At 68.3% G+C, this 26,438-nt stretch carries 27 protein-coding genes; 13 read left to right on the plus strand and 14 right to left on the minus strand.

Annotation, left to right across the window (positions count from 1 at the left end; genetic code table 11):
* Positions 1 to 86: 86 nt before the first annotated feature.
* Positions 87 to 1,256, minus strand: coding sequence for an epoxide hydrolase family protein (locus DWV11_RS00310; RefSeq protein WP_115786797.1), 1,170 nt, complete (start codon positions 1,254 to 1,256; stop codon positions 87 to 89).
* Between the two features lie 62 nt (positions 1,257 to 1,318).
* On the opposite strand from DWV11_RS00310, the gene DWV11_RS00315 reads away from it, so the two are divergent.
* Positions 1,319 to 2,278 carry a helix-turn-helix transcriptional regulator gene (locus DWV11_RS00315; protein WP_115786798.1) on the plus strand — a complete coding sequence of 320 codons (960 nt, stop codon included), beginning with the start codon at positions 1,319 to 1,321 and terminating at the stop codon, positions 2,276 to 2,278.
* Here DWV11_RS00315 and DWV11_RS00320 read toward each other — a convergent pair.
* On the minus strand, positions 2,229 to 3,818 hold the full coding sequence (locus DWV11_RS00320) for an MFS transporter (protein WP_115786799.1): 1,590 nt from the start codon (positions 3,816 to 3,818) through the stop codon (positions 2,229 to 2,231). The two genes, DWV11_RS00315 and DWV11_RS00320, sit on opposite strands and share 50 nt — an antisense overlap.
* Before the next feature lie 133 nt (positions 3,819 to 3,951).
* Here DWV11_RS00320 and DWV11_RS00325 point away from each other — a divergent pair, with 133 nt between their 5' ends.
* A complete protein-coding gene (locus DWV11_RS00325) occupies positions 3,952 to 4,623 on the plus strand; it encodes a FadR/GntR family transcriptional regulator (RefSeq protein WP_115786800.1) in 672 nt (223 codons plus the stop codon).
* Here the strand turns inward: DWV11_RS00325 and DWV11_RS00330 are convergent, their stop codons facing one another.
* From DWV11_RS00330 to DWV11_RS00350, 5 genes are read right to left on the minus strand one after another with little or no spacing between them, the layout of a single operon-like run.
* Complete coding sequence (locus tag DWV11_RS00330; protein WP_115786802.1) at positions 4,624 to 5,466, minus strand: amidohydrolase family protein; 843 nt, start codon at positions 5,464 to 5,466, stop codon at positions 4,624 to 4,626.
* Positions 5,463 to 6,401 carry an aldo/keto reductase gene (locus DWV11_RS00335; RefSeq protein ID WP_115786804.1) on the minus strand — a complete coding sequence of 313 codons (939 nt, stop codon included), beginning with the start codon at positions 6,399 to 6,401 and terminating at the stop codon, positions 5,463 to 5,465. The genes DWV11_RS00330 and DWV11_RS00335 overlap by 4 nt, the downstream gene beginning before the upstream one ends.
* The gene (locus tag DWV11_RS00340) at positions 6,398 to 6,727 is read right to left on the minus strand and encodes an L-rhamnose mutarotase (RefSeq protein WP_115786806.1); all 330 of its coding nucleotides are present in this window, start codon (positions 6,725 to 6,727) and stop codon (positions 6,398 to 6,400) included. Before DWV11_RS00340 ends, DWV11_RS00335 begins: the two co-directional genes overlap by 4 nt.
* The gene (locus tag DWV11_RS00345; protein ID WP_115786807.1) at positions 6,720 to 8,006 is read right to left on the minus strand and encodes an alpha-L-fucosidase; all 1,287 of its coding nucleotides are present in this window, start codon (positions 8,004 to 8,006) and stop codon (positions 6,720 to 6,722) included. The genes DWV11_RS00340 and DWV11_RS00345 overlap by 8 nt, the downstream gene beginning before the upstream one ends.
* A 10-nt stretch (positions 8,007 to 8,016) precedes the next feature.
* Entirely contained in the window at positions 8,017 to 9,384 is a 1,368-nt protein-coding gene (locus DWV11_RS00350; protein ID WP_115786808.1) for an L-fuconate dehydratase, read from the minus strand.
* 170 nt (positions 9,385 to 9,554) lie between these two features.
* Here DWV11_RS00350 and DWV11_RS00355 point away from each other — a divergent pair, with 170 nt between their 5' ends.
* Complete coding sequence (locus DWV11_RS00355; protein WP_115786847.1) at positions 9,555 to 10,469, plus strand: fumarylacetoacetate hydrolase family protein; 915 nt, start codon at positions 9,555 to 9,557, stop codon at positions 10,467 to 10,469.
* A 5-nt stretch (positions 10,470 to 10,474) separates the two neighbouring features.
* A complete protein-coding gene (locus DWV11_RS00360; RefSeq protein WP_115786810.1) occupies positions 10,475 to 11,236 on the plus strand; it encodes an SDR family NAD(P)-dependent oxidoreductase in 762 nt (253 codons plus the stop codon).
* A gap of 99 nt (positions 11,237 to 11,335) precedes the next feature.
* Here DWV11_RS00360 and DWV11_RS00365 read toward each other — a convergent pair whose 3' ends face one another.
* Positions 11,336 to 11,830 carry a tetratricopeptide repeat protein gene (locus DWV11_RS00365; RefSeq protein ID WP_245953363.1) on the minus strand — a complete coding sequence of 165 codons (495 nt, stop codon included), beginning with the start codon at positions 11,828 to 11,830 and terminating at the stop codon, positions 11,336 to 11,338.
* A gap of 100 nt (positions 11,831 to 11,930) precedes the next feature.
* Between DWV11_RS00365 and DWV11_RS00370 the strand changes: the two genes are divergently transcribed.
* The 5 genes from DWV11_RS00370 to DWV11_RS00390 all read left to right on the plus strand — a co-directional run bounded on the left by DWV11_RS00370 (position 11,931) and on the right by DWV11_RS00390 (position 17,598).
* Positions 11,931 to 13,229: an ATP-binding protein gene (locus tag DWV11_RS00370; RefSeq protein WP_115786812.1), complete on the plus strand. Its 1,299-nt coding sequence runs from the start codon at positions 11,931 to 11,933 to the stop codon at positions 13,227 to 13,229.
* 99 nt (positions 13,230 to 13,328) lie between these two features.
* Positions 13,329 to 14,573: a low temperature requirement protein A gene (locus DWV11_RS00375; protein WP_245953364.1), complete on the plus strand. Its 1,245-nt coding sequence runs from the start codon at positions 13,329 to 13,331 to the stop codon at positions 14,571 to 14,573.
* Positions 14,574 to 14,715: 142 nt separating this feature from the next.
* Positions 14,716 to 15,981, plus strand: coding sequence for an NYN domain-containing protein (locus tag DWV11_RS00380; RefSeq protein WP_115786813.1), 1,266 nt, complete (start codon positions 14,716 to 14,718; stop codon positions 15,979 to 15,981).
* 139 nt (positions 15,982 to 16,120) lie between these two features.
* The gene (locus DWV11_RS00385; protein WP_115786853.1) at positions 16,121 to 16,393 is read left to right on the plus strand and encodes a helix-turn-helix transcriptional regulator; all 273 of its coding nucleotides are present in this window, start codon (positions 16,121 to 16,123) and stop codon (positions 16,391 to 16,393) included.
* On the plus strand, positions 16,390 to 17,598 hold the full coding sequence (locus DWV11_RS00390; RefSeq protein ID WP_115786815.1) for a type II toxin-antitoxin system HipA family toxin: 1,209 nt from the start codon (positions 16,390 to 16,392) through the stop codon (positions 17,596 to 17,598). The genes DWV11_RS00385 and DWV11_RS00390 overlap by 4 nt, the downstream gene beginning before the upstream one ends.
* Positions 17,599 to 17,671: 73 nt before the next feature.
* Here the strand turns inward: DWV11_RS00390 and DWV11_RS00395 are convergent, their stop codons facing one another.
* Both DWV11_RS00395 and gluQRS read right to left on the minus strand, forming a co-directional pair.
* Positions 17,672 to 18,829, minus strand: a complete 1,158-nt coding sequence (locus DWV11_RS00395) for a serine hydrolase domain-containing protein (protein WP_115786816.1) — start codon at positions 18,827 to 18,829, stop codon at positions 17,672 to 17,674.
* Positions 18,830 to 18,840: 11 nt separating this feature from the next.
* The gene (gluQRS, locus tag DWV11_RS00400; protein ID WP_115786855.1) at positions 18,841 to 19,743 is read right to left on the minus strand and encodes a tRNA glutamyl-Q(34) synthetase GluQRS; all 903 of its coding nucleotides are present in this window, start codon (positions 19,741 to 19,743) and stop codon (positions 18,841 to 18,843) included.
* Between the two features lie 637 nt (positions 19,744 to 20,380).
* On the opposite strand from gluQRS, the gene DWV11_RS00405 reads away from it, so the two are divergent.
* The 3 genes from DWV11_RS00405 to DWV11_RS00415 all read left to right on the plus strand — a co-directional run bounded on the left by DWV11_RS00405 (position 20,381) and on the right by DWV11_RS00415 (position 23,223).
* Complete coding sequence (locus tag DWV11_RS00405; protein ID WP_115786857.1) at positions 20,381 to 20,839, plus strand: Lrp/AsnC family transcriptional regulator; 459 nt, start codon at positions 20,381 to 20,383, stop codon at positions 20,837 to 20,839.
* A 252-nt stretch (positions 20,840 to 21,091) separates the two neighbouring features.
* Positions 21,092 to 22,576, plus strand: coding sequence for a WXG100 family type VII secretion target (locus tag DWV11_RS00410; RefSeq protein WP_115786818.1), 1,485 nt, complete (start codon positions 21,092 to 21,094; stop codon positions 22,574 to 22,576).
* Positions 22,573 to 23,223, plus strand: coding sequence for a hypothetical protein (locus tag DWV11_RS00415; RefSeq protein ID WP_245953365.1), 651 nt, complete (start codon positions 22,573 to 22,575; stop codon positions 23,221 to 23,223). The genes DWV11_RS00410 and DWV11_RS00415 overlap by 4 nt, the downstream gene beginning before the upstream one ends.
* Here DWV11_RS00415 and DWV11_RS00420 read toward each other — a convergent pair whose 3' ends face one another.
* The gene (locus tag DWV11_RS00420; protein ID WP_115786820.1) at positions 23,224 to 23,679 is read right to left on the minus strand and encodes an Lrp/AsnC family transcriptional regulator; all 456 of its coding nucleotides are present in this window, start codon (positions 23,677 to 23,679) and stop codon (positions 23,224 to 23,226) included.
* 118 nt (positions 23,680 to 23,797) lie between these two features.
* On the opposite strand from DWV11_RS00420, the gene DWV11_RS00425 reads away from it, so the two are divergent.
* A complete protein-coding gene (locus DWV11_RS00425) occupies positions 23,798 to 24,442 on the plus strand; it encodes a LysE family translocator (RefSeq protein WP_115786822.1) in 645 nt (214 codons plus the stop codon).
* Between the two features lie 58 nt (positions 24,443 to 24,500).
* Here DWV11_RS00425 and DWV11_RS00430 read toward each other — a convergent pair whose 3' ends face one another.
* The 3 genes from DWV11_RS00430 to DWV11_RS00440 form a co-directional block, all read right to left on the minus strand.
* Positions 24,501 to 24,983 carry an SRPBCC family protein gene (locus DWV11_RS00430; RefSeq protein ID WP_115786823.1) on the minus strand — a complete coding sequence of 161 codons (483 nt, stop codon included), beginning with the start codon at positions 24,981 to 24,983 and terminating at the stop codon, positions 24,501 to 24,503.
* The gene (locus tag DWV11_RS00435) at positions 24,980 to 25,318 is read right to left on the minus strand and encodes an ArsR/SmtB family transcription factor (RefSeq protein WP_115786824.1); all 339 of its coding nucleotides are present in this window, start codon (positions 25,316 to 25,318) and stop codon (positions 24,980 to 24,982) included. Before DWV11_RS00435 ends, DWV11_RS00430 begins: the two co-directional genes overlap by 4 nt.
* Positions 25,319 to 25,453: 135 nt before the next feature.
* A complete protein-coding gene (locus DWV11_RS00440) occupies positions 25,454 to 26,407 on the minus strand; it encodes a hypothetical protein (RefSeq protein ID WP_115786826.1) in 954 nt (317 codons plus the stop codon).
* Positions 26,408 to 26,438 lie beyond the last annotated feature (31 nt).

Raw genomic sequence — 26,438 nt, forward strand, 5'->3', positions numbered from 1 at the left:
GCAGCTCGCGGCAGTGTTCCTTCTGAAACATTGCCGCGGGCTGCCAACTCTTTTAAGGCACCTGCGGCTTTAAGGCACCTGCGGCTTTAAGGCACCTGCGGCCTGCGCAGCTTGCCGAAGAACTCCCGGATATCGCCGACCAGCAATTCGGGGGCCTCCATGGCGGCGAAGTGGCCGCCGCGGCCGAATTCAGACCAGTGCACGATATTGTGTTCGGGCTCGAGCGTGCTCCGGATTGACACATCCATGGGGAACACAGCTACCCCTGTCGGCACCATGGAACGCTGGCTCGCGCCCCACGCCCCGGCATGCGCCGTCTCGTAATAGCAGTTGGCCGAGGACCCCGCGGTGCCGGTCAGCCAGTACAGCATCACATTGGTGAGCAGCAGGTCCTTGTCCACCGCATCTTCCGGCAGGTCCGCAGCCGGGTCGGTCCACTCCTTGAACTTCTCCACGATCCAGGCGAGTTGGCCTACCGGGGAGTCGTGCAGCCCATGAGCCAAGGTCTGGGGGCGGGTGATCTGGATCATCGCGTAACCGGACTGCTCCGTCTTCATGTATTCCAGGCGCTTCAGCCGCAGTTGCTCGGACTCGCTCAGTTCTCCTGTTCTGTCCGCGGGAGGCTCAGTGAACGCCGCGAGCCCGTTCGCGTGCACGCCAAGCACACGGTCCGGGTTGAGCCGGCCGAGTCCCGGGGAGATGACCGCGCCGGTGTCGCCGCCCTGCGCGCCGTAGCGCTCATAGCCCAGCCGGTCCATTAGCCCGGCGAACGCCCTGGTCACCCGGTTAGTGTCCCAGCCGGCTTCGCGGGTCGGCCCGGAGAAGCCGCTTCCGGGGATGGACGGGATCACCACGTGGAAAGCGTCCGCAGGATCGCCGCCGTGTGCCCTCGGGTTGGTCAATGGGCCAATGATGCGCAGGAACTCAACGATCGAACCCGGCCACCCGTGGGTCAGGATCAGCGGCAGGGCATCCGGCTCGGGCGAGCGCACGTGCATGAAATGGATGTTCTGTCCATCGATTTCGGTGGTGAAGTGCGGGTACTTGTTCAGCTCCCGCTCGTATGCGCGCCAGTCGTAGGCATCGCGCCAGTACTCTGCCAGCCCCTTGAGGTAGGCCACCGGCACGCCCCGGCTCCAGCCGACGTCGGGCAGGTCCGTAGTCCACCTCGTCCTGGCAAGGCGCTCCCGCAGGTCATCCAGCTCGGCCTGGGGAATGTCGATGGTGAAGGGCTTGACTTCGCTGTTGGTCTTCATAGCCACCACCCTAGGAGCGTGCTAGGTCAGTTCCGGTCCTAGGTCGTGGCAGACTTTAGGCCATGTGGCAAACCTCAGCACGCCTGCTGCAGTTGCTCTCACTCCTGCAGACGCGGCGCACGTGGTCCGGGGCCGAACTGGCCGGGCGCCTGGAGATCACTCCGCGCACCGTCCGCCGCGATATTGAGCGCCTACGAAGCCTCGGCTACCCGGTACTGGCCACAGCCGGCACCGCGGGGTACCAATTGGGTGCCGGCGCGGACTTACCACCGCTGCTGCTCGACGACGACGAAGCCGTGGCGGTCGCCATGGGGCTGCGCACGGCCGCCGGCGGGTCGATCACCGGAATCGAGGAAACGTCGGTGCGGGCCTTGGCCAAGCTTGAGACCCTCCTGCCGTCCCGGCTGCGCCACCGTATCAACGCGCTGCAGTCGGTGACGGTGCCGCTGGCCGGCGGCGGTCCCACGGCAGATCCGGACACCCTCACCGCCATCGCCGCCGCCTGCCGCGACTCGCTGCGCCTGCGCTTCGACTACCGCAAGCACGACGGAACGAGCAGCATCCGCACTACCGAGCCACACCGGCTCGTGCACACGGGCCGGCGCTGGTACCTGGTCGGCTGGGACGTTGATCGCCAGGACTGGCGCACCTACCGGGTGGACCGCCTCGATCCGCGCATCCCCACGGGGCCGCGCTTCACCCCGCGCACCCCGCCAGACACCGACATCAGCGGCTACGCCTCGCGGGCGATCTCCACCTCGGCCTACCGCTACCAGGGCCGGTTCACCCTGCACGTCAGTGCCGAAACGGCCGCGGAGCGTATCGCCCCCACCACCGGTGCGCTGGAAGCGGTCGACGAGCACAGCTGCATCCTGCGGGCCGGTTCCGACTCACTGGACGAGCTGGCCATCTACATTGCAGGCAAGGGGTTCGACTTCGAGGTCGACGAACCCGCGGAACTCGTGGAACACATCAGGATGCTGTCGACCCGGCTCGCTGGCGCAGTACGACGGCGACCATGACTGCCGCGGCCAGCATCAGGACCATGCCGATCGCCGAGGTCATCCCCACGCCGGAATCAAAGGCGTGCCGGGCGGACTCCAGCAGCGCCCGGGCCTGCTCCGCCGGGAGCAGCTTGGCGGCGTCGATCGCTCCGCCGAGGGTTTCGGAGGCCTGGCGGGCTGCGTCTCCTGCCAGCGTTGCCGGTACGTCCACGGCGGAGCGGTAGGCGGCGGTGAGGATGCTGCCGAGCACGGCCGTGCCCATCACCGAGCCCACCTCGTAGGCGGTCTCGGAGATCGCCGACGCCGCACCTGCCTGCGGGGCCGGGACACTGGACAGGATGAGGTCGTTGGAGATGGTCTCCGCGGCACCCACGCCCGAGCCCACGACCGCGAAGCCGAGCAGCAGCGCCCACAGTTCCCCGCCCTGGCCGAACAGGAGCACCACGGCATAGCCGCTCATGTTCAGCAGCAGCCCGGCAGTGACCACGTGGGCCGGGCGGATCCTGCGCACCACCGGCACCGTCACCAGGCCGGCGACAATGGTCAGCGCCAGGCCCGGGAGCATAAGCATCCCGGCCTCGAGCGGGGTGCGGCCGGCCACGAGCTGCAGGTGCTGGGACATGAAGTAGATGAAGCCCACCAGCGAGAAGATGCTCAGCAGGTTCGCGGCCAGGGACACGCTGAAGGCCTTGTTCCGGAACAGGGTCATGTCCAGCATCGGCGCCCTGCCGGTGCGCTGGCGCCGCAGCTGCCTGCGGACGAACAGGGCCCCTGCCACGAGCCCGACGGCGAGCGGCAGCAGCGCGGCCGGGCCGCCGTCGTGCGCGAATTCCTTGATGCCGTAGACGAACGGAACCATCGCCCCCATGACCAGCAGGATGCTGGCCGGGTCCACCGGCCCGGGCTTCGGGTCCTTGGATTCGGGCACCACGATCGGCGCCAGGATCAGCAGCGGCAGGAGCATCGGGACGGCCAGCAGGAACACGGCACCCCATTCGAAGTGCTCCAGGAGCAGTCCGCCGGCCAGCGGACCGAGTGCCGCGCCGCCGGAGAAGCCCGCCGCCCAGACGGCGATCGCGGTGCGGCGTTCGGTGGGGTCGGTGAAGATGTTCCGGATCAGGGACAGCGTCGCGGGCATCAGCATGGCGCCGAAGACGCCCAGCAGGGCACGGGCGCCGATCAGCTGGCCGGCGTTCGTGGCGAAGGACGCCAGCACGGAGACGAGCGCGAAGCCGGTGGCGCCGATCAGCAGGAGCTTGCGGCGGCCGATGCGGTCGCCGATGCTGCCCATCGGGACCAGCAGGCCGGCCAGCACCAGGGCGTAGACGTCGATGATCCACAGCAGTTCGGTGCCGCTGGGCTTAAGGGCCAGGGACAGGGACGGTACCGCGAAGCTGAGCACGGTGTTGTCGACGGCGATCAGCAGCACCGGGAACATCAGGGCGCCGAGGGCGAGCCAGCGGCGTCCGGCACCGTGCTGCTTGCCGCGGACGGGATCGGGACGGTTGACCGCCTCGCTCTCGGCGAAGCGTTCGCGCTTGGTGACGGACGTGGTCATGGTGGCTCGCTCTCTGGAAAAGGGTGGATGTCTGGCAAGAAAAAACTATACCGTCCAGACGGTACAGTTTCAACTTCGCCGCATGGCGCCGCTGTTCCGCAGACATCGGACCACTCGCCGTTACGATTGAGCCATGGCTGTGACTGACGAGGCGATCGGCAAGATCAAGGACATGTTGATCCGCGGCGAGCTCAAGGCCGGAGACCGGCTGCCGCCGGAAAAGGAGCTCAGCGAAAGCCTCGGCCTGTCCCGCAGCTCGTTGCGCGAAGCCGTGAAGGCCCTGGAACTCATCCGGGTGCTGGACGTGCGGCGCGGCGACGGCACCTACGTCACCAGCCTGGATGCGAAGCTGCTCAACGAGGCCGTGGCCTTCGTGGTGGAACTGCACCAGAACCGCTCCATCCTGGAGCTCTTCGAGGTACGCCGGATCCTGGAACCGGCCACGGCACACATGGCGGCAAGCCGCATCACGCCGGAGGAAGTGGCCGCCCTCCGCGCCACCATGGACGGGATCGACGAGGGCACCGACGTCGAGGAACTCGTGGCCCACGACCTCGAATTCCACAGCATCATCGCCGCGGCCGCGGGGAACGACTACCTCAGCGGACTGCTCGAGGCCCTCTCCGGGGACACGGTCAGGGCGCGCATCTGGCGCGGGATCACCCAGGAGAAGGCGGTGGCGCACACCTTGGCCGAGCACAAGGCCATCGCGGACGCCCTGGAACGCGGCGACGCCGAGTTGGTCCGGGCGCTGGTCACGGTGCACATCAGCGGCGTGGAGAACTGGCTGCGGCAGGCGCTCTAGCTACAGTTCCAGCCCGTACACCCGTACTGCGGTGCCTTCCAGGATCTGCTCCTGTTCGAGGTCGGACAGCTCGCCGAGCAGCTCCAGCAGCACGCCGATGGTTTCCGCGTAGGGTGCGCCGAGCGTGCTGACCGGCCAGTCGCCGCCGATCATCAGCCGCGCCGGGCCGAACGCTTTCAGGGCCTCCTCCCACAGCGGCCGCAGGACCGCGGCCGTGTAGGGAACCCCTGCCAGGTGCAGTCCGGACAGCTTCGCCACCGCGTTCGGCAGAGCAGCAAATCCCCGGAAGTCCGCCCGCCAGCGCGCCATCGGCTCCGAATCCACGCCCGCACCCAAGGGCGGTTTGCCCAGGTGGTCCAGGACGACCGTCAGTTCCGGAAGCTCCCGGGCGAGCCGCACCGTGGCGCCGAGGTGCCGCGGGAAGGCATCGGGCACGTCGAAGGCCAGGCCCTGCGAGGCGAGCAGCCGGAGCGAATCCCGCACCGGTGCGAGCTCCAGGAAACCGTCCCGCGGATCATCGTGGACCAGGTGCCTCACGCCGCGGAACCGCGGGTGGGCGGCCAACCGCGCCAGTTGGGCTTCGGCGTCGGCGGGCCGCTCCACCGGGATCCAGCCGACGACGCCGAGCACCCACGGATTGCCGTCCGCCACCGCGAGCATCGCTTCAGTGTCCGCGAGGGTGTCGTCTGCCTGGACGAGCACGGCGCCGCGGACGGCGGAGGAAGCCAGCTCGTGGCCGGCCTCCGCAGGCCCGAAGGAGCGGAACAGCGCACCGTGCTGCGGCCCGAGCCAGCCGTACCCGCCGCCGTCGATGTTCCACAGGTGCAGGTGGGCATCGATCACCCGCCAACCTCCGCGAGCGCGGCCCACAGCTCCTCCGGCACGGCAGTCTCCATGCGCGCCGCATTGGCGGCCATCTGCCCAGGGCTGCGTGCCCCCACCGTCACGTTCACCACCGCCGGGTGCCGCAGCGGGAAGTGCAGGGCCGCCGTCGGGAGCTCGACGCCGAAGTCCCTGCACAGTGCCGCCAGCTCCCGGGCGCGTTCAAGCAGGGCGCGCGGTGCCTGGCCGTAGTTGTAATGGGCGTCGTCCGGCACTTCGGGCCGGGCCAGGAGCCCGGAATTGTAGGCACCGACGGCCACGATTCCGATGCCGCGCGCCGTACAGCGGTCCAGCAGCGGGACGACGGGCTGCTCCAGCAGCGTGTAGCGGCCCGCGAGCATCACCAGGTCCAGGTCCGCGCCGTCGACGCAGGCGAGCGCTGCCTCCGCGGAGTTCGTGCCGACGCCGATCGCGTCCACGAGGCCTTCGCCGCGGAGCTTCTCCAGCACGGGCAGCGCCTGCCGGATGCCGGCGTCGAGGTCGTAGGCATCGGGGTCGTGCAGGTAGGCGATGTCCACCCGGTCCAGTCCCAGCCGTTCGAGGGAGTCCTCGAGGCTCTGCCGAATGCCCTGTTCGCTGAAGTCCCAGCGGCGCATTGCGGTCGCCGGTACGTCGAAGCCCTCGTCGTCCCGGCGTCCTGCGGGGTCCTGCGGTTCGAGGCGCCGGCCCACCTTGGTGGAGACCAGGAAGCCGGCGCGGGGCTTGTCCCGCAGGACGGCGCCCAGCCGGCGTTCGGACAGTCCCAGGCCGTAGTGCGGGGCGGTGTCGAAGTAGCGGACGCCGGCGTCCCAGGCGGCCAGGACGGTGGCGAGGGCTTCGCCGTCGGGGATCGCGGTGTAGAGGTTTCCGATCCCGGCGGCGCCGAAACCGAGCCTGCCGAATCCGAGATCCGTCATGGCAGCTCCCAGACCAAGGGGATGCCGGAGTCATTGCCGGAGTAGTCGTCCTGCACCTCGAGCAACTCCGCCATCCGGGCCTGCCACGGCAGGTTCGCCGGGTGGTCGGCGAGGGCGTGGCGCATGGCCTGGTAGTCGTCCACCTCCACGAGGTGGAACAGCTCGAGGCCGCTGCGCCAGATCCGCCAGTTCCGCACTCCGGCGTCCTTCAGCGCCGCGACGAGCTCGGCGGGAATCGCAGCGTGCGCATCGGCGTACTCCTGCTCCGCGCCGGACTTGAGCCGGGTGTGCAGGGCGATCGCCTGCGGGGTTGCCGCGTCAGGCATCTGCGCCCTCCTTGAGGAACAGTTCCAGCACGGGCACGGCCACCGGAGGCCGCTGGACCGGCAGCTTGATGCTCAGCGTCCCCGCGGGCCGGGCACCGGGTGTCGTGGCGTAGGCCTCCTGCTCCGGGTCCGGTTCCTGGAGGCGAAGCTCGGAGGCGTCGTTGAGCAGTTGCGCGTACTCCACCGTGCCGGCCAGCCCGGGCAGGTGCACGAAGCCGAATGGCCAGGCGAACAGGTGCACGTACAGCCGGTTTCCGCGGCGGGTGTAGCGGGCGTCTGCGGGCGGAGTGTGCGAGGACGGCCCTGCGCCGTAGATGGAGCGGCCGTGCAGCCGCATCCACTCGCCGATGCCCGCCAGGGACTCCGCGGCGCGCGGGTCCAGGCTGCCGCGGGCCGTGGGGCCCACGTTGAGCAGGAGGTTGCCACCCTTGGACACCCCGTCCACCAGCATCCGTACCAGCAGGTCCGGACTCTTGTAGTCGAGGTTGTCCCGGTCGTAGCCCCAGCTGCCGTTGAGGGTCTGGCACGCCTCCCAGGCGAGCGGAACGCCGTCGGACATCATGGGACCGGCCGGCTGGTACTGCTCCGGGGTGACGAAGTCGCCCGGCAGGTCAAGCCGGTCATTGACCACGATCCCGGGTTGCAGTTCCCGGACCAAGGCCAGCAGATCCTCGGAACCCCAGTCATCCCGGCCCTTGCCGCCGGCCGGGTGGCCGTCCATGCCGCCCGGGTAGGAGAAGTCGAAGAAGAGGTAGTCGATGGTGCCGTAGTTGCTGAGCAGTTCGCGGACCTGGCCGTGCAGGTACTCCCGGTAGCGGGACATGTCCCGGCCCTCGTTCAGCGTCCCGACGTCGGCGTTCCGCTGCGGGTGCACCGAGTCCACGGTGAAGTCGGGGTGGTGCCAGTCGATCAGCGAATAGTAGAAGCCCACCCTCAGCCCTTCGGCCCGCAGCGCCTCCACGTAGGGGGCGATAAGGTCCCGGCCGGCCGGCGTGTTGGTGGCTTTGTAGTCCGTGAGGGCCGAGTCCCACAGGCAGAAACCCTCGTGGTGCTTGGTGGTCAGCACCATGTACTTCATGCCGGCGTTGCGGGCGGCCCGGGCCCATTCGCGGGGATCGTAGAGGTCCGGGTCGAAACGGCGGAAGTACTTCGAGTACTCCTCCACAGTCATCTCCTCGCGGTTCATCACCCATTCGTGGCGGGCCGCCAGCGAGTACAGCCCCCAATGCACGAACATGCCCAGGCGGGACTCTTCGAACCACGGGGCGTGCTGGATCACGGCTCCTCCTTCAGCTCTCGACGGCGGTAGTACTCGCGGCGGCACGTGCAGTTGTGCGGGGCCCGGCGGCGGCGCCCGCCTCTGCGGCCCACACCGGCCCGTCCGGGTAACGGTAGTCCGCCAGGCTGGCGGGGAGCATTTCATTTCCGGCGCCGGGCGCCGAGGGCGGCCAGTAGGCGCCGCCATGGACATCGACCGGGGTGACGAAGTGTTCGTGCAGGTGGTCCACGAATTCGATCATGCGGTCCTCCTTGGTGCCGGAGACCGCCACGAAGTCGACCATGGACAGGTGCTGCACAGCCTCGCACAGCCCCACCCCGCCGGCGTGCGGGCAGACCCGGACGCCGAACTTCGCGGCCAGCAGGAGGATGGCGATGTTCTCGTTGACGCCGGCCACCCGTGCAGCATCGAGCTGGAGCACCTGCAGCGAACCGGCCTGCAGCATCTGCTTGAACACCACGCGGTTCTGGACATGTTCTCCCGTGGCCACCGGGATGGGCGCCACGCCGCGGGCGATCGCTGCGTGGCCCAGGATGTCGTCCGGACTGGTGGGTTCCTCGATCCAAGCAACGTCATAGGGGGCCAGATGGCGCATCCAGTCGATGGCTTCCTCCACGTCCCAGCGCTGGTTGGCGTCGACTGCGATCCGGATGTCCGGGCCCACGGCTTCGCGGGCGGTGCGGATTCGTCGGATGTCATCCTCCAAGGACGCCCCCACCTTGAGCTTAATCTGGGCAAATCCCTCAGCCACGGCTTCCTTGGCCAGGCGCGAAAGCTTCTCGTCGCTGTATCCCAGCCAGCCCGGCGTCGTCGTGTATCCCGGGTAGCCTTCGGCGAGCAATTGGGCCCGCCGCGCCGCGCGGCCCGGTTCCGCGGCGCGCAGGATGCCCAGCGCCTCCTCCGGGGTGAGTGCGTCGCTGAGGTAGCGGAAGTCCACCAGGGAGACGAGTTCCTCCGGGCTCATCCCGGACAGCAGCTCCCAGAGCGGCAATCCGGCGCGCTTGGCCTTCAGGTCCCAGAGTGCGTTGACGACGGCGCCGATCGCCATGTGCATGACGCCCTTCTCCGGGCCGAGCCAACGCAGCTGGGAATCGTGGGCGAGCAGCTTCCAGGTGGCGCCCATGTCTTCCAGAAGTTCCTCGGCGTTGCGGCCCAGGAGGTGCTCCCGCAGGGCGGCGATGGCGGCGGTTTCCACGTCGTTACCGCGGCCGATGGTGAACACGAAGCCGTGGCCTTCGTGACCGTTCTGCGCGTCGGTGCGCAGGATCAAGTACGCGGCCGAATAGTCCGGGTCCGGGTTCATGGCGTCCGAGCCGTCCAACTCCCGGGACGTGGGGAAGCGGATGTCGAGGGTTTCCATGGCGGTGATGACGCTCATCGTGCTCCTAGCTTAGGGCGGTGCACCCAGCCGGGAGGCTGTGTGGACCGTTGATCTAGGACGACACTAAACATCGGATGTTTCCATTGTCAATGGGTCACATTTCCGCAAGAATGGGGGAAACACCACACTTGAAGCTCGGAGCAATGACGCTGAGCATGGAGGAAGACATGAACGTGAAATTCGCCCGGCTGGGAGCAGCCGGAAACGAGCAGCCGGTTGTCCTCGTCGAAGAGGGCAACGGCGCCGCGAAGTACTTCAGCCTCACCGGCCTGGCCCGGGACATCGACGGCAGTTTCTTCGCCGCCGACGGCGTTGCCCGCACCCGCAAGGCCCTTGAATCCGGGGAACTCCCGGAGATCCAGGCAGAGGGCCTGCGCATCGGCTCCCCCATCGCCCGCCCGGCTTCCCTGGTTTGCATCGGCCTGAACTACACCGCGCACGCCGCCGAATCCGGAGCCCTCCCGCCCGAAGTCCCGGTGGTTTTCCTGAAGCCGTCCAACACCGTTGCCGGGCCTTTCGACGCCGCCCCCATCCCGCCGTCGTCGGCAAAGTACGACTGGGAGGTGGAGCTCGGCGTGGTGATCGGCAAAGAAGCGTCCTACCTTTCTTCGGTTGAGGAAGCCGCAGGGCACATCGCCGGCTACGTCGTGGCCAATGACCTCTCCGAGCGCGACTACCAGCTGCCCGGCGCCGCGGGCCAGTGGACCAAGGGCAAGTCGCTGCCGGCGTCGAGCCCGCTGGGGCCGTGGTTCGTGCCCGCCGACCAGGTGGACGCCGCCAACCTCCGGCTGCGCACCTGGGTCAACGGCGAGATCCGCCAGGATTCAAACACCTCGGACATGATCTTCGACCCCGCCACCGTGGTGCACCACCTCAGCCAGTACATGGTGCTCGAGGCCGGCGACGTGATCCTCACCGGCACCCCCGAAGGCGTGGCCCTCTCCGGCCGCTTCCCGTTCCTGCAGCCGGGCGACGTGGTGGAACTCGAAGTCGAGGGACTCGGCCGCCAGCGCCAGGAGTTCTACCGGGCCGCCGGCGCCATCACCGCCGCCTCCGCGGGGGATCCCGCGGCGGTGCGGTGAGCCCGATGAACGGCCCGGTGAGCACCGAGTTCGAGGGCCTGGCCGCCCTCGTGACGGGCGGCGCCTCCGGCATCGGCGCGGCCATCGCCGACCGGCTCGCCGCAGGCGGGGCGAAGGTGGCCGTCCTGGACCTGAACCCGGCAGGCTCGCCGCACTTCGGCGTCGAGTGCAACGTGGCGGACGACGCCTCGGTGCGGGCCGCCGTCGACGCCGTGGTCCGCGAGTTCGGGCGCCTGGACGTGGTGGTCAACAACGCCGGCATCGGCGCCCAAGGCGACATCTCCGCCAACTCCGACGAGGAATGGCTGCGGGTCCTGGACATCAACGTGGTGGGCATCGCCCGGGTCAGCCGCGCTGCCTTGCCGCATCTGCGCCAATCCCCGGCCGCGGCGATCGTGAACACCTGCTCCATCGCCGCGACGGCGGGGCTGCCGCAACGGGCGCTGTATTCGGCGTCGAAGGGTGCGGTGCTGTCCCTGACGCTCGCCATGGCCGCCGACCACATCCGCGAAGGCATCCGGGTGAACTGCGTGAACCCCGGCACCGTGGACACACCGTGGGTGGGCCGGCTGCTGGATTCGGCAGCGGACCCCGCCGCCGAACGCGCCGCCCTCAACGCCCGCCAGCCGCACGGCCGGATGGTGGACCCGGCAGAGGTGGCCGGCGCCGTCGCGTACCTCGCCAGCCCGCTGTCCGGCTCGACGTCGGGCACCTCGCTGGCGATCGACGGCGGCATGCAGGGGCTGCGGCTCCGCCCGGTGGGGTGAGGTGGCGCTCACGCTGACCACGCCCTCAGGCTCCCTTGCAGCCGCCGGGCTGGGAACGGCCAGGCCGGAAGGGACCCGCGAGCGCGGAGAGCGTTCTTGTCAATGCGAAGAGGTCGCCCCTGACGGAAGGTCATCGGCGTAGCGCCGCACCGCTCCGCCATAGAGCGGCAACGTCTTCGCCAGCGCAGCCAAGGCGACGCGCAGGGCTTCGCCCGGCCGGCCGGCGTCGAAAAGCGCGAGCGCGCGGAAAGCGTCGGGAGCGTCACCAATAATTCCGTCTCCTGGAAAGCCTTCTAGCAGCCGGATGGCTTCGTCCGGTCTGCCGACATTCCGCAGCGAACTGGCCAGCTGGACCCATGCCTGCGAGCGCCGGGCGTCATCAAGCCCAAGCTCCAGCGCCCGTTCGTACAGCGGGATCGCCTCGGATTCCCGGCCAAGGAAGTCGTGCCCGGAAGCCCACTCGTACACGGCGGCGGCATCATCACCCGGCCTCTCCTCGACGAGGCCCCTCATCGCCGCCAGGGTGCCGGCCGCGTCTGCGTCATCGGCATTTGCCCAAAAATCCTTGATCCGTTCTTCCCAGTTCGCACCCATCCCCAGATTCTGCCAGCTCCGTAACACCCCGGGCCCGAAACCCCCGCGTCCCCTATGCTCGGTTCCAAGGAATCAACGGAGATCCACCGAGGAGCAGCACATGACCACCTGGCGCATCAGGGACTTCCACTCATCCGACCTGGACGGCATCCTGCACCTGTGGGAGAGCCTGAAGGCCGACGGTGTCGAGCCGGTCTACGCGCTCTCGGAGGTCCTTGCCTCCTGCCAGAAGGACCATGCCGTGGTGGCGGTGCAGGGCGACCAGCTGGTGGGGGCCGCCGTCGGGCGTGCTGCGCATGACCAGGGCTGGATCGTCTTCCTATCCACCCTGCCGGAGTTCCGCGGCCGCGGGATCGGCACCTCGCTGCTGGCCGCCGTCGAGAACCGGATGGCACCACACGGGCTGAACAAGCTTTCCGCGCTGATGCCCGAGTCCGAGACCCGGGTGGAGGCGTTCCTGGGCCGCGGCTTCGTGGTGAAGAAGAACCTGCGCTACTTCGAACGCACCATCCCCGTGCAGCGCCAGGAACTGGAGCCGCTGGGCCTGCTCGGGGGCCGGGTCCTGGCCCGCGACCTGTGGGAAAACGTGGCCGGCATGCGCCGGGAGAAGGAACTGCTGGAACGGCGCCTGGTGTTACCGCTGGCCGAGGCCGACCTCGCCGACGAATACGGCGTGGTGCCCCCGCGCGCGGTGGTGCTGTTCGGCCCGCCCGGCACCGGCAAGACCACCTTCGCCAAAGCCATCGCCTCCCGGCTCGAATGGCCGTTCGTGGAGGTCTTCCCCTCCCGCCTGGCCTCCGACCCCAAGGGCCTGGCCGGTGCCCTGCGTGAGACATTCCTGGAAATCGCCGAACTCGAGCACGCCGTGGTGTTCATCGACGAGGTGGAGGAGATCGCGGCCCAGCGAGCCGGCGATCCGCCCTCGCCGCTGCAAGGCGTCACGAACGAGCTGCTGAAGATCATCCCGGCCTTCCGCGAACAGCCCGGCCGCCTCCTGGTCTGCGCCACCAACTTTATCCGCGCCTTGGACTCGGCGTTCCTGCGCCACGGCCGCTTCGACTACGTCATCCCCATCGGACTGCCCGACGTGCACGCCCGCGAGGCCATGTGGCAGCGCTTCATCCCGGCCGCCGTGGTGGACACCGTGGACGTAGCCCTGCTGGTGGACCGCACCGAGGGCTTCTCCCCTGCGGACATCGAGTTCGCTGCCCGCAGCGCCTCCCAGCGGGCGCTGGAAAAGGCCGTGTACGACGACGGCGGCACGGCTCCGGGCTCAAACGGGCGGAAGGGACCCACCACGCAGGACTACCTCGACGCGATCGCCGACACCAAGACCACCGTCAGCAAGGAAGTCCAGCAGGAATTCCTCGAAGACATCGACGTCCTCGGCCGCGTCTGACCGTTCCGGCTCCCCTAACGCGGGGTCAGCTACGGCCCATGTCGCGCCCCGGAATGGGCCGTATCTGACCCCGCGTTGGCGTGGCGGTACTGTGTGAGCATGTCCAACCCACTCCGCCATGCCCTCTCCCGCATGGGCGGCCGCGATCCCCACGAACAGCACCGCGCCGCCACTCCCCTGGAACTGTTCTTCGACCTCACCTTCGTGATCGCCTTCAGCGTGGCAGGCGGCCAGTTCGCACATGCGGTAGCGGAAGACCACCCCGGGCTCGGCCTGATCGGCTTCGCGATCGCAATGTTCGGCGTGCTGTGGGCCTGGATCAATTTCTCCTGGTTTGCCAGTGCCTACGACACCGACGACTGGATCTTCCGGATCGTCACCATGGTGCAGATGGTGGGCGTGCTCATCCTGGCCATGGGGATCGAGCCCGTGTTTCATTCGTTGCTGGAAGAGAAGTACGTCCACAACGAAGTGGTAGTGCTGGGCTACGTGGTGATGCGCGTGGCATTGATTGTCCAGTGGCTGCGCGCGGCACGGCAGGACCCGCAACGGCGTAAGACGTGCCTGACGTATGCGGGCTTGCTGACCGTGGTCCAGCTGGGCTGGGTGGCGGCCATCTTCGTAAAGACGGACATCCCCACCACCCTGATGGTCTACGCCCCGTTGATCCTGGCGGAAATGGTGGTACCCGTGATCGCCGAGCGGAAGGTGAAGACCCCGTGGCATGCGCACCACATCGCCGAACGCTACGGACTGCTGGCCATCATCGCCCTCGGCGAATGCCTCATCGGCGCCATCGAGACGCTGCGGTCGATCGTCGCGCTCCACGGCTGGACCCTCGACGCCGCACTCGTCGGCCTCGGCGGAACAGGCCTGGCCTTCACTCTCTGGTGGGTGTATTTCATCCTGCCGGCGGGCCGGGCCCTGCACCTCCGACGCCACCGTGCCTTCATCTTCGGCTACGGGCACATGCTCATCTTCGCGTCGATCGCAGCCACGGGAGCCGGCCTCCACGTGCTGGCCTACTACATCGACCACGAGGCCACCATCAGTGCAGCCGCCGCCGTGGCCAGCGTCGCCATTCCCGTGGCGGTTTTCAAGGTCACCCTGACCTGGATCTACGGGAGCCTGCTCGGCCTGAACCGCGTCAATCTCCTGCTCGCGTTCCTGGTGGTTGCTGCGGCGGCCGCCGCTGTTGTCCTTGCCGCGGCAGGGGTTCCGGTGACCATCTGCCTGCTGGTGATCCTCCTTGCCCCCGCCGTGGCCATCGTGGAGGACGAACTCGCCGGCCACCGGCGCCGGGCACGGGCGCTCGAGAAACTCGACATCGAAGCGGCGGGCTAAGGGCGAACTCGCGAAATCGCCGGAACGCTGCGGGGTCGCTGGAACGTTCCGGCGACCCCGCAGCGCTCCGGCGACCCCGGAGACCCAAGCGCCTGCGGGCCAGCCTCTGGTCCGGCGGCCCGCGGAATGCAAAACTGGGCGGATGATCGTGCCTTCGAGCCAGGTCCACCGCCCGGGCATCAGGGCGGCCATGTTTGTCGACTTCGACAACGTCTACTCCGGCTTGCAGGCGGTGGATCCCGCCGCCGCCAGGGTGTTCGCCGAAGATCCCAAACTGTGGACGTCGGCCTTGGCGGACGGCGGCGGGCGGGATGGCGCCCGGCGTTTCCTGATCCGCAACTGCTACTTGAACCCCGTCATTTACTCGAAGTACCGCGTGTACTGGACCCGGGCCGGCTTCCGGGTGATCGACTGCCCTTCCCTCACCCAACGGGGAAAGAGCAGCACCGACATCAACCTCGTCCTCGACGCCATGGATGTCCTTGCCGGGCCGGTGGGCATCGACGAGTTCGTGATCGCCTCCGCCGATGCCGATTTCACCTCGTTGATCGCAAGATTCCGGGCCGCCGACCGCATCACGACCGTGATCGCCGCCGGACCTGTCGCGTTCGCGTACCGGGAGATGGCGGACCACGTGGTCGAATCCAACGACTTCGCCGCCATCCTCACCGGATCGTCGGCCGACGCCGGCGCCGGGGTCCTGGCCCGCGCCGAGGGACGCGCGCCAGCACCAGCCCCACGGAAGGGTGCTGCCGCCAAGGAGGTCAGCAGCCTCGTCCGTTCCTCGCCCGGGCCGGTCACCGGTTCCGTCGCCGCGCACCGGGCATTGACCGCGGAACCGTCCCTGAAAACGGACTGGGGCGGCCATGGCAAGTTCGGGGCGTGGATCGCGCAGCTCGGGAATGGGATCGAATACTCGCCGACGCCGACCCCCGGCTGGGTGTGGGACGCCCGGCGCTTCTCCGCCGCGGACCTGCCCCAGGAGGCGGAGGCGCGCTCCGCCGTCGAGGAGCATGTGACACGGGTGACCGACGTACCGGCGCTCTCAAGGCTGCAATTCCGCCAGGTGTTCCTGTCCTTGGAGGCGGTTCTCCGCGAGCACCCGCCCAACAGGAACGAACTCACGCGCTCGGTGCGCGACCACTGCGTCGCCGCTGGCCACCCCGTGTCCCGCGCAGCGGTGAACTTCATCATCCAAGGGCTGAACTACACGGACGCCCTGGGTGAGGAAGCCACTGCGGTAAGCCTTGCGACCGCCTGGACCCGGAATGTCGAGGAGCTCTGCCGCCTGGCCCTCCTCGAGTTCGACGAGTCGGAAGTCGCGGAGCTGAGGCGCTGGGCGGGCGGCGGACTCGTGAAGACGCCCTCGAAGCAGAAACCGAAACCCGAGGCTCCGGCCGAGGACTGAAAACAGGCCTCGCAACGCACGGCAGGAAATCGGCACGTACGTGCCGAATTTTGCCTGAGATCCCTTGCTCAGAGCCAACTTCCGGGGGCATGATGGCCATATCGGCACGTTCGTGCCGCTGGCCGACGAAGGAGCTTCCATGGATCCTGCGGATTTCAGCACCGCCCTGGGCAGCGCCGTCCGTTCCCGTCGCGCCGCGCTTTCCCTCAGCCAGGCCGACGTCGCCGGCCTCGCCGGAGTCTCCGAACGCTTCGTCCGCTTCGTCGAGCAGGGCAAAACCACCGTCCAGCTCGAACAGCTGCTGGCCGTGCTGGGCACCCTGGGCCTGGAATTGGACGTGTCCACCGCAGACTCCACCGCAGGCACCACCGCCACCACCGCAAACGCCACTGCCACCGGCACAGCGCCATGACCTTCCACAGGATCGCCGACGTCTACAAGCAAGGCGTCCTGGCCGGGCGGATTGAGCGACATGCAGGCGGTACCGTGTTCAGCTACCTGCCGAAGTATCTCGACGCCGGAGGGCCGCCCGTCGCGACCACCCTCCCCCTTGCCAGCGAGCCGGTTTTCACGCCGAGCGGCGCGGTGCCGCCCTACTTCACCGGCCTGCTGCCCGAGGGCCGCCGCCTGAACTCGCTCCGGCGCTCGGTCAAGGCCAGTGCCGACGACGAACTCGCCCTCCTCATGGCCGCAGGGGGCGACGCGGTGGGCGACGTCCAGACCGTCCCGCACGGCGAGGCGCCCGCGGAAGGCGGCTCCGCCGTCGTCATGGACCCGAAGCTGCCGCTGGACTTCGACGCCCTGCTGGGTGACTCCGGGCTGATCGACCCGGTGGCGCTGGCGGGTGTGCAGGACAAGTTATCCGCCGGCATGATCTCGCTCCCGGTGGCGCAGTCCGGCAAGCGCTTCATCCTCAAGCTCAACGCCCCGGAATTTCCTTTCGTAGTGGAGAACGAATTCCTGATGTTCCGCTATGCGCGCCGGCTGCGGATTCCGGTGGCGGGCGTGCAGCTAGTGCACGACGTCGCGGGGCGGGCCGGGCTGCTCGTGGAACGTTTCGACCGGATCACCACTGCCGACGGCGCCACGCTGCGGCTTGCAGTCGAGGACGGGGCCCAGGTGATGGGGCTGTATCCGGCGGACAAATACAGCGTGCCGTACGGTGAGGTGTGTACGGCACTGGCCGCCCATTGCGCCGCCCCGCTGCCGGCGCTGCGGAACCTCGCACTGCAGTTGGCCTTCGCTTGGCTCACGGGCAACGGCGACCTGCACGCGAAAAACGTCTCCATGGTGCAGTCCCGTCCTGCGCAGGCGGCGTCCGGCGAATACACGGTGGCCCCTGTCTACGACATCCCCTCCACAGTGGTCTACGGCGACAAAACGCTGGCCCTGGGCATCGGCGGCAAGAAGAGCGGCATCTCCCGCAAGCACTTCCTGGCGTGGGCCGGGCATCTGGGATTGCCGGCGAAGGCGGCGGCGCGGGCTCTGGACATCGCGCTCAAGGCTGCCGGGCCCCTTGCCGAAGACCTCGACGGCGGTGCCTCGCCTTTCGGCGAGATGCAGACGAGGGACTGGATCAAGGAGCTCCGGCACCGGCGCCGGCTGATGGAGGGCTAGAACTCTCCGCGTTGTGGGGGTTGTGGGGTCCGCTCCACGCCGTTTGCGCCACCCAAAGCACGCAGAGCTGGCCTCACAACGCCAGCTCCGACACCGCCTTCCGCACCGCGGCGCTCAGCTCGAAGTTCCTGCAGCCGATACCGCCGGGCTCGGCCTGCTGCGGCACGTAGCCGAACGCCAGCCCGTACACCGGATCCGCGTAGCCCAAGGACCCGCTGGCGCCGTCGTGCCCGAAAGCCCGGTAGCTGCCGAACGGCATCCGGGCATGGGACTTCATGAAGACCGTGGCGAAGCAGCTGGTGTCCCCGAACACCCGGTCGATCCCGAAGACCTGCTCGGCGGAGACCGCGCGGATGGTCTCCTCGCTGAGCAGGGGCGCGACGGCGGGACGTCCCGTGCCGCCGTCGGCACCTTCCGGGGCCAGCCCGGTCAGGGCGGCGGCATAAACACGGGCCATGCCTTCCGCGTTGGCGACTCCGGCCACCGAGCTGAGCCCGGCGGCACGCACCTCGCGGATGTTGGGCAGGTCCAGGATTTCCGCGGTCCCGGCGTTGGCGGCGAGGCCGAAGTGGCTGGCGGGGTCGGTCCAAGGCCGCGAAGGATCGTCCGCCCAGCGCAGGGCGGCGTAACGCGGCTCCTCCGATTCGGGCAGCCCGAGGAAGAAATCGGCGCCGGCCACCGAACGGATCCGCTCTTCGAAGGCTTCCTGCAGCGTGTTCCCGGTGATCCTGCGGCAGAGTTCCTCCATGAACACGCCGATGGTCAGGGCGTGGTAACCGAAGGCCGCTCCGGGCTTCCAGAGCGGCGGGAGCGCGGCGAGCCGGGCGGCGGCCAGTTCGGAGTGGTTGCATTCCTCAAGGGTGAGTCCGCCTTCGATGCCCAGCAGCCCGGCTTGGTGCGAGAGGAGCTGGACCACAGTGATGCCGGATTTGCCCTGGGCGCCGAACTCGGGCCAGTACTTGACTACCTCGGCGTCGAGGTCAAGCTCGCCGTCCTGCACCAGCAGTGCGATGACCAGTCCAGCCATGCCTTTCGAACAGGAGAATACCCCGGTGACGGAATCGGGGCGGATGTGCGGTCCGCCGCTGAGGTCCAGAACCTTGACGCCGCGATGGTAGGCGGCCACCTGGGCGGAATACCCGGGGTCCTCGGCAAGGTAGCGGCCGAAGAGTTCGGCAACGGCTTCGAATCCGGGGGCAACAAGTCCAGGGGCTGTAATCCGTGCATCCATAACTGGCTAGCCTAATCCCCGGCGTGCAGGCCGGCCATCGCCGCATCCCACACCCACGGCTCCCTCGGCAGCGCGGCCGCGTCGAACACCGCGAGCGCCTCCTTGAGCTCGCCAGGCAGCCCAAGGGAGGCGAGGATCAGTTCCCGCACCCCGCCCGCGGAAAGCCCGACGGCGGCAAGGTCCGCAAGCGTCACGGCACCGTCACGCTTGGCCAGGCGGGCGCCGTCGTGGTTCACCACGAGCGGGACGTGCGCGTACTGCGGCACGGGAAGTCCGAGCAGCGAGGCGAGGTAGGCCTGCCGGGGCGCGGAGGACAGGAGGTCGTCGCCGCGGACCACCTGGTCGATGCCCTGTTCGGCGTCGTCCACCACCACGGCCAGGTTGTAGGCAGTGACGCCGTCGTTGCGGCGGAGGACGAAATCGTCCACCGTTCCGAGGTAGCGGCCGTGCAGTTCGTCTTCCACAGTCCACTCGCTGACGCCGGCGCGGAGCCGGATCGCAGCGGGGCGGCTGGCCCGCCGGATGTTCCGTTCCTCCGCCGTCAGCCGCCGGCATGTCCCGGGGTAGGCGCCCTGCGGGGCATGCGGTGCAGACGGCGCGTCCTGGATTTCACGTCGGGTGCAGAAGCATTCGTAAGTGAGGCCGGCTTCCTCCAGCCGCCGGATGGCCTCCGTGTAAAGCGGACCCCGGTCCGTCTGGCGCACGACGGGGCTGTCCCAGTCGACGCCGACCGCCGACAAATCCCGCAACTGCACTTCTTCCGCGCCGGCCCGGGCCCGGTCCAGGTCCTCCACCCGGAGCAGGAAGCGCCGGCCGGTGGAACGTGCGAACAGCCACGCCAGGACGGCCGTGCGGAGATTGCCGACGTGCAGTTCACCAGAGGGGCTGGGAGCGAAGCGGCCGGCTGCTGTCATGGGTCCAGCGTAATCGGCGGCACCGACGGTAATGCGCTGCCTGACGGAAAAGCACGCCACCGACGGAAAATGCGCGACGGCGTGCCCGCCGTTCCGCCCCTCCCGGGGCAGCACAAGAGCCCCTCAGCTACCGTCAGAAGCGGTGGAACCGTCAGGATCGGTGGCTCAGGGGCTCTTATGGTGGCGCCGGCGCGGCCGGCAGGGTGGAGACTGACGTTGGTGTGAACAAGAGTCAATCAGCGGCGACGTCCTTGCGGGACGGTGGTGTCGGATTCCGGGAGGTGTACCGGGGATTCCGTTGCCGTGTGGGATGCGGCGGTGGCCGGTTCCCTGTGCTGCCACTATTCGAGCAGAGACACTACAGTTGGCGCAACGGATCGAAGCCGTACTGGTCAATCTGTTCAATAAAGCATCAGGCAATAGACACCTGATGGTCATTTTGCCGGGACTGTTCCCGTAGCCGCCCGCTGCCATCGCTCCGCGCAGTCAAGGGCCAGATGCTGTGGCGGTGTTCCGCAGGAGCTCCTGACCCGCCGTCCGCGGGCTCCGCACGTAACGGCGTTTTGTACAGCACAATGGAAACCAGGTGATCAATCTGGCCAGGAAGCACAGCCACCAGCGGCAGGAAGGCAGAACGATGCAGGAACTGGACGCAACGGACAAGCGGATCCTGGCAGCGCTCGACGACGATCCCCGCCTTCCCGTGATGGTGCTCGCCCAGCGCCTGGGGCTGGCCCGGGGCACCGTGCAGTCGCGGCTGGAGCGGATGTCCGAGTCCGGCGCGCTGCGGCCGAACAGCAGCCGGGTGCTGCCCGCTGCGCTGGGCCGCGGGGTGGCCGCGGCGGTGAGCGCCGAGCTCGACCAGCACCGGCTGAACGAAGCCATCGCCGCGCTGCGGGACATTCCCGAAGTCCTGGAGTGTCACGCTCCCGCGGGCGACACCGACCTCATCATCCGCGTAGTGGCCACCAGCCCGGACGACCTCTACCGGGTGTCCGAGGAAATCCGCCTCTGCCCCGGAATCGTGCGCACCTCCACGAGCATGTTCCTGCGCGAGGTCATCCCCTACCGCACCACCGGTCTGCTGCGGGAGTGAGGGATCGCCGAGTGGCTGCCGGGGCACACAATCCGGGAGCGCCATGCTTCCGGATTGCCGGAGGCTCAACCAGCGAGCAGCGCGTGCAATGCAGTTCGTTCCTGGGGTGTGAACGTGTCCTCGCTCTCGACATTCTTCCCCCGGTACACAGGGCACTTCTCCCCATCGCCGCCCGGCACGGCGAACCCGTAGGATCGGCAATGCCGGAACGGCCGGCACGATGTGGGGCACAGACATTCGCTCGGGGGAACCATGGCCGGAACTTTCTACGGCGCAGACGTTGCGCAGTTGCGCCAGCTCGCCAAGTCCATGGCGGGCGGGGCACACAAGCTGTCCGCGCTGGGCCAACAGCTGAGCAGCACGCTGGCCGGGACCGGCTGGCGCGGAGCCGACGGCGAGCGCTTCCGCAGCGAATGGAGTTCCGCCCACCTGCCCGCCCTCAAGAAGGCCGCCAGCCAGATGGAAGCTGCCGGCAAGGCGCTGCTGAAGAACGCCGATGAGCAGGACAAGGCGAGCACCGGCGGCAGCGGAACAGGCGGGGCGGGCGGCCAAGGCGGCGGGCCCGGCGGGCAAAACGCCCAGGACCTCACGGACAGGCTCCAGGGCATGACGCCGGCCGAGCGCAAGGCCTACCTGGCCAGCGACGAATTCAAACAATGGGCCCTGGAACATCCTGAGGCTGCCAAAGCGGCAATGGACGCAGCTGCCGACTCCGGCTTGATCGGCAAGAACTCCCCGGAGTACGCCGATTTCCTGAGCGACTACTGGAACCAGCAGGCGATGCGTGAGATGGGCATCGACCCGGCCGACTGGGACACCTCCAAGGGCACCGAGTACAACTGGGAAACCATCAAGAAGGTCTACGACTACTACGGCAAGGCCTATCTGGAGAACCCGGACCTGCAGTGGGCGGGAATGGCCAACATGATCGGGCCGTCCTTTGCCGGCGGGTTCAAGGACATGGCATTGATGCGGGATCTCGCGCAGCAGATCACCGACAATCCGGTGTCCGACATTCCGCTGCCGGTCCTGGACCAACTCGAGCAGCTGGCCGGAATGACGGACCAGGAGATCAAGTTCTACGAAACGTCCATGCTGGACATGAACAAGGAGATCTTCCTTGACCAGGCCCGCCAGCACGAGGCGTACATGAACGGCGGCATCGAAGAGATCAACCGGCTGCGGGATTCGGGCGCCATCGACGCGGGAACGGCACAGGCCTGGGCGCAGATCGATTCCGGGGACCCCGCCGAGATCCAGAAGGGCAACACGGCGCTCTTGTACCGGGAACAGAACGAGATCATCGCCGACGACTACGTCGACATGAAGAACCACACCGGCGGCGAAGCAGTCACTTACATGGTCACCCTCGCCGGCGAACCCTCCATTCCGGGCGCGAAGAGCTTCCCGGAGGTGTTCCCGTACACCTACAGCGTGGAAAGCCCCGGCCCGGAGAAGCTGCCGGTTACCGGCTGGGACAACCCGCTCCAGTTCCGCACCGACTTCACCACGGGCTTCCCGGACGGGAACATCGCCGACGCCGACTCCCGCTGGGCGCTCATCAGCCAGGACACCCTGCCTGCATACCAGAACCTGCTCGCCACCGACCCCGACCGCGCCAGGGACATCATCGCCTCCGACTTCAACGGCCGCGTCGAGGAGCACCGCCCCCTCAACAACATTCCGGACATCACCGGACGCTTCCTGTCGGGCTTCGACGTCGAGGTCCACCAGTGAGGCCGCCGCTGCTGACGGCGGCGCGCACCGCCGCCGTGGCGCTGGCCGCCGCTGCGTGCCTCACGCTCGCCGCCTGCCAACTCCCCGGTTCCGCAACACCCGCCCAGACGCCGCACACCTCGCAAGGGAGCACCGTGAACACCTCCGACTTCTCCACGCTGGACGCCGCCGGCGTCGACAAGATCCGCACCGAACTCCGCGCCCGGCTGGACCTGAGCAGCGGCAAGCTGCTGAAGTCCGCCGTCGGCGTCTCGGACACCAGCTACGGACCGGAAATCAACACCCAGGAGGAGGGCAAGATCGACCTCACGATCGTGGCACCCGCAGGCGAGATCAAGGGCGAAACGGACCGGATCCGCTTCAACACCACCAACATCCAGCCCGACTTCAGCGAGATCACCTACTTCCTCACCGCGGACTCCCCGGAGGAGTTCTTCGCGCTGATCCGCGACGGCGTCGGGAAGTACGGGATCGACGCCGACTCCGCCGAGGGCTGGATCAGCTCGGCGAGCGCCGATCCGCAGATGAAGAGCGACTTTTCCATCACCAGCGGCACCAGCACGGGACTGAACGTCAACTACGACCTGCGATACGACGGCAGCAAGGACGTGCAGGTCATCATCGTCCACGTCAGGCCGGTCGAATAGCTAGACCGGCGGGCCGCCGTTGCTCTTGAGGTTCTTCATCACCAGCGTCGAGGTCAAGCGTTCGACGGCGGGAAGCACCGTGAGCTGTTCGTCGTAGAAGCGCTGGTACGCCGGGAGGTCCGCAGCGATCACGCGGAGCAGGTAGTCGGGCGAACCGAACAGCCGCTGGGCTTCGACGATGTTGGGCAGGGCCGCCACGCGTTCCTCGAAATCGGACATGATGCTGCGCTCTACCTTGGCCAAGGTAACGAACACGATCGCTTCGAATCCCAGTCCGATCGCGGCCGGATCAATATCCGCACGGTACCCCCGGATGACCCCGGACGACTCCAGGTCACGCAGCCTGCGGTGGCAGGGTGCAACCGTCAGGCCCACCTTGGCAGCGAGTGCCGTGGCAGTCATCCGGCCATCCTCTTTGAGGTGGCGCAAAATAGTTCTGTCGATTCCGTCGATCACGCAAATATCTTACCGAGCACACGCCTGATCGGGATAAAAAGGCGAACACTTATGGGGCGTTTTTCCCTAGGGTTTTCCTTGCCGGAACTACCCCGGCGGATCGACCCCAGGAGCCACCGTGAACCCCCAACTGTTCCTCGCCTTCACCCTTGTCTCCATCACCCTGGCGTGCACGCCGGGCGTGGACTGGGCGTACTCCATCGCGGCCGGACTGCGCCAGCGCAGCTTCGTACCCGCGGTGGCCGGCCTGTGCAGCGGCTACGTGGTGCACACGGTTCTCATGGCACTCGGCCTCGCGGCACTGCTGGCCGGCGTTCCGGGGCTCCTCGCTTGGCTGACGGTGGCCGGCGCGGCGTACCTGCTGTGGCTGGGCTTCAGCACCCTCCGCTCCTGGCGCGGTGCGCGCTTCAGCGCGGAGGACGCCGTCGGGCAGTCCCATAACCAGTTCCGCAGCTTCCTGCTGGGCATGGGCACCAGCGGCATCAACCCGAAGGGCCTGTTGTTCTTCCTGGCGCTGGTGCCGCAGTTCGTGAGCCCGGAAGCGTCGCTGCCGGTTCCGGTGCAGTCGGGTGTGCTGGGCCTGACCTTCGTGCTGCTCGTGGCGATGATCTACACCGGTGTTGCGCTGGCGTCGCGCAAACTGCTGCATTCGCGGCCGGCGGCGGCCCGGGTGGTGACGCTGGCGAGCGGCGTGGTGATGGTGGGGCTCGGCGTCGCGCTGCTGGCCGAGCAGATCATCCCGCTCATGAGCCGGACCGCCTGAGGCTCCCCGCTCCCCCGGGGAAGGCCCCGGCCGCCCCGCCGGGAAGGGACGGGCCGCGTTACACGCGCTGAGCGGCAAGGAGTTCGTCGAGCCGTTCGTAGCCTTCGATCACCCCTGAATTCATGCCGCTGTCAATGGCCATGTCCCGCGCCTCGACCGTGGGGTAGACGTCGTGGATGGAAATCCGCGAGCGCCCGCCGCCGAGGTCCTCGAAAGTGGTGGTGCCGATGCCCACCTGGCCGGGAGCACCCGAGAATTCGAAGGTCATGATGAGGAGCTTGCCGGGCTCGACCGCATGGAACACCCCGCTGAAGTTGAATTCATAGCCTTCGCTGCTGGCGCCGTCGAAGCTCCAGCGGCCGCCCACCCGGGTGTCGTACTGGATGGCCTCCACGGAGTCGTGCCGCGGGCCCAGCCACTGGGCCATCAGCTCAGGCTCCACGTGGGCACGGTAGACGGCGTCCACGGGGGCGTCGAATTCGCGGACCGTTTCGACGAACGGAACGCCGGGTTCGGCCGTGATGTTGGTTGGATTGCTCATTGTTCCCCGCTCCTTGGAATCTGCGCGGATTCCGGGGTCCGCGCGGAGGCTTGGTTTTCCAGGAGGGCGTCCAGCCTCCGGTAACGCCCTTCTGCTTCGAGCCGGTACCGGTCGATCCACGCCGTGAGGCGCTCCAGCGCTGCCGCATCCAGATGGACCGGGCGCCGCTGGGCGTCGCGTGAACGGGTGACCAGGCCGGCCTGTTCCAGGACCTGGATGTGCTTGGACACGGCCTGCTTGGTGATCGCGAACGGTTCGGCGAGTTCGTTGACCGTGGCGTCGCTGCGCGACAGCCTGGCCACGATGTCCCGCCGGACCGGATCCGCGAGCGCCATGAAGGCCCGGTCAAGACGAGCCGCATCGAGCGGGTCCTGGTGTGGCACTATCCACCTCTTATACAACCAACTAGTTGATCAACCAACTAGTTGACTAAAGGATAGCCCCGTGCCGTCCCATCCACAAGGGTTCCGTCACTCCCCGCCGAGGTCCTTCCAGTCCCGCTCCCAGAGCCGGCGCATCTCGGCATCCTTGAGGATCACGCCGTCCTCCAGCCCGGCGGGAGGGCGCCGCGACCACGGCAGCAAAGCCCGGCGACCGGCGTCGACTGCCAACAGCGCCCGGTCGGTGAGCGCGTCGTTGCGCAGCGCGCGGCTGGTCTTTCGCCGCCGCAGTACTTCGGACAGCGCTGCCTGCGCGCCCGCACGGTCGCCGAGCGCGCGCAGCGACCTCGACCTAAGGAGCAGCAGGGCAGCGGACAGCTCGTCCGCGTTGAGCAGGCCTTCGGTCCAGTCAGCGACGTCGCGGTGCCGGCCGAGTGCCGACGCCGCCGTGCAGCGGGCCAACGCTGCCGGGAGCGACGGCGGCAGGCCGGCCAAGGCGGCCAGGGCGGCTACCGGCTGCCCGGCTTCCCGTAAGCAGTGGGAAAGGGCCAGGAACACCGATTCCTCGCTGAACAGCACCTCCACCTCGACGCGCTCGGTGACCTCGATGGTGCTGACCACGCGGCCAAGATACGCGGCGGAGAACTGGCTGGCGGCGTAGTCGATCCTGGTGGAAATGCCCAGGCGCAGGATTTCGGCCGCGCGGAGGTAGCCGCCCTGCTTGTAGGCAAGCAAGCCCGCGAGGACCTGGCAGAGGCCTGCCCATCCGGGGTTGGACCGGGCGAGAAGCAGCAGGCGTTCGGGCTCGGTGCCGCTGAAGGCCGCCGCATGCACAGCCTTCGCGGTACGGCCGGCGAAGGGTTTGAGGGGCGGCACCGCCCCCGCGACGGAAAGTCGGTCCGCGTTCCGCCTGCGCAGCACCCCCGAAACCGCCCCGCCCACGCCGTCAGCGAGACCCGTCGCGTGGGTGCGGACGCGGGCACGGCGGAAAGGGGTCAGGTCCCGGGTGTCCCGGTACCCGGGAACGGGATGCCCGGCGGTCATCTGTCCATGCTATCCGCGCACCGCCCCCGCG

The sequence above is a fragment of the Arthrobacter silvisoli genome (assembly GCF_003369445.1).
Classification (GTDB): Bacteria; Actinomycetota; Actinomycetes; order Actinomycetales; family Micrococcaceae; genus Arthrobacter; species Arthrobacter silvisoli.

Excerpts from the sequence above, each read along its gene's own strand:
- DWV11_RS00310 (WP_115786797.1), bottom strand. The coding sequence starts at position 1,256 with ATGAAGACCAACAGCGAAGTCAAGCCCTTCACCATCGACATTCCCCAG.
- DWV11_RS00315 (WP_115786798.1), top strand. The coding sequence starts at position 1,319 with ATGTGGCAAACCTCAGCACGCCTGCTGCAGTTGCTCTCACTCCTGCAG.
- DWV11_RS00320 (WP_115786799.1), bottom strand. The coding sequence starts at position 3,818 with ATGACCACGTCCGTCACCAAGCGCGAACGCTTCGCCGAGAGCGAGGCG.
- DWV11_RS00325 (WP_115786800.1), top strand. The coding sequence starts at position 3,952 with ATGGCTGTGACTGACGAGGCGATCGGCAAGATCAAGGACATGTTGATC.
- DWV11_RS00335 (WP_115786804.1), bottom strand. The coding sequence starts at position 6,401 with ATGACGGATCTCGGATTCGGCAGGCTCGGTTTCGGCGCCGCCGGGATC.
- DWV11_RS00340 (WP_115786806.1), bottom strand. The coding sequence starts at position 6,727 with ATGCCTGACGCGGCAACCCCGCAGGCGATCGCCCTGCACACCCGGCTC.
- DWV11_RS00350 (WP_115786808.1), bottom strand. The coding sequence starts at position 9,384 with ATGAGCGTCATCACCGCCATGGAAACCCTCGACATCCGCTTCCCCACG.
- DWV11_RS00355 (WP_115786847.1), top strand. The coding sequence starts at position 9,555 with ATGAACGTGAAATTCGCCCGGCTGGGAGCAGCCGGAAACGAGCAGCCG.
- DWV11_RS00360 (WP_115786810.1), top strand. The coding sequence starts at position 10,475 with ATGAACGGCCCGGTGAGCACCGAGTTCGAGGGCCTGGCCGCCCTCGTG.
- DWV11_RS00365 (WP_245953363.1), bottom strand. The coding sequence starts at position 11,830 with ATGGGTGCGAACTGGGAAGAACGGATCAAGGATTTTTGGGCAAATGCC.
- DWV11_RS00370 (WP_115786812.1), top strand. The coding sequence starts at position 11,931 with ATGACCACCTGGCGCATCAGGGACTTCCACTCATCCGACCTGGACGGC.
- DWV11_RS00375 (WP_245953364.1), top strand. The coding sequence starts at position 13,329 with ATGTCCAACCCACTCCGCCATGCCCTCTCCCGCATGGGCGGCCGCGAT.
- DWV11_RS00380 (WP_115786813.1), top strand. The coding sequence starts at position 14,716 with ATGATCGTGCCTTCGAGCCAGGTCCACCGCCCGGGCATCAGGGCGGCC.
- DWV11_RS00385 (WP_115786853.1), top strand. The coding sequence starts at position 16,121 with ATGGATCCTGCGGATTTCAGCACCGCCCTGGGCAGCGCCGTCCGTTCC.
- DWV11_RS00390 (WP_115786815.1), top strand. The coding sequence starts at position 16,390 with ATGACCTTCCACAGGATCGCCGACGTCTACAAGCAAGGCGTCCTGGCC.
- DWV11_RS00395 (WP_115786816.1), bottom strand. The coding sequence starts at position 18,829 with ATGGATGCACGGATTACAGCCCCTGGACTTGTTGCCCCCGGATTCGAA.
- gluQRS (WP_115786855.1), bottom strand. The coding sequence starts at position 19,743 with ATGACAGCAGCCGGCCGCTTCGCTCCCAGCCCCTCTGGTGAACTGCAC.
- DWV11_RS00405 (WP_115786857.1), top strand. The coding sequence starts at position 20,381 with ATGCAGGAACTGGACGCAACGGACAAGCGGATCCTGGCAGCGCTCGAC.
- DWV11_RS00410 (WP_115786818.1), top strand. The coding sequence starts at position 21,092 with ATGGCCGGAACTTTCTACGGCGCAGACGTTGCGCAGTTGCGCCAGCTC.
- DWV11_RS00430 (WP_115786823.1), bottom strand. The coding sequence starts at position 24,983 with ATGAGCAATCCAACCAACATCACGGCCGAACCCGGCGTTCCGTTCGTC.
- DWV11_RS00435 (WP_115786824.1), bottom strand. The coding sequence starts at position 25,318 with ATGGCGCTCGCGGATCCGGTCCGGCGGGACATCGTGGCCAGGCTGTCG.
- DWV11_RS00440 (WP_115786826.1), bottom strand. The coding sequence starts at position 26,407 with ATGACCGCCGGGCATCCCGTTCCCGGGTACCGGGACACCCGGGACCTG.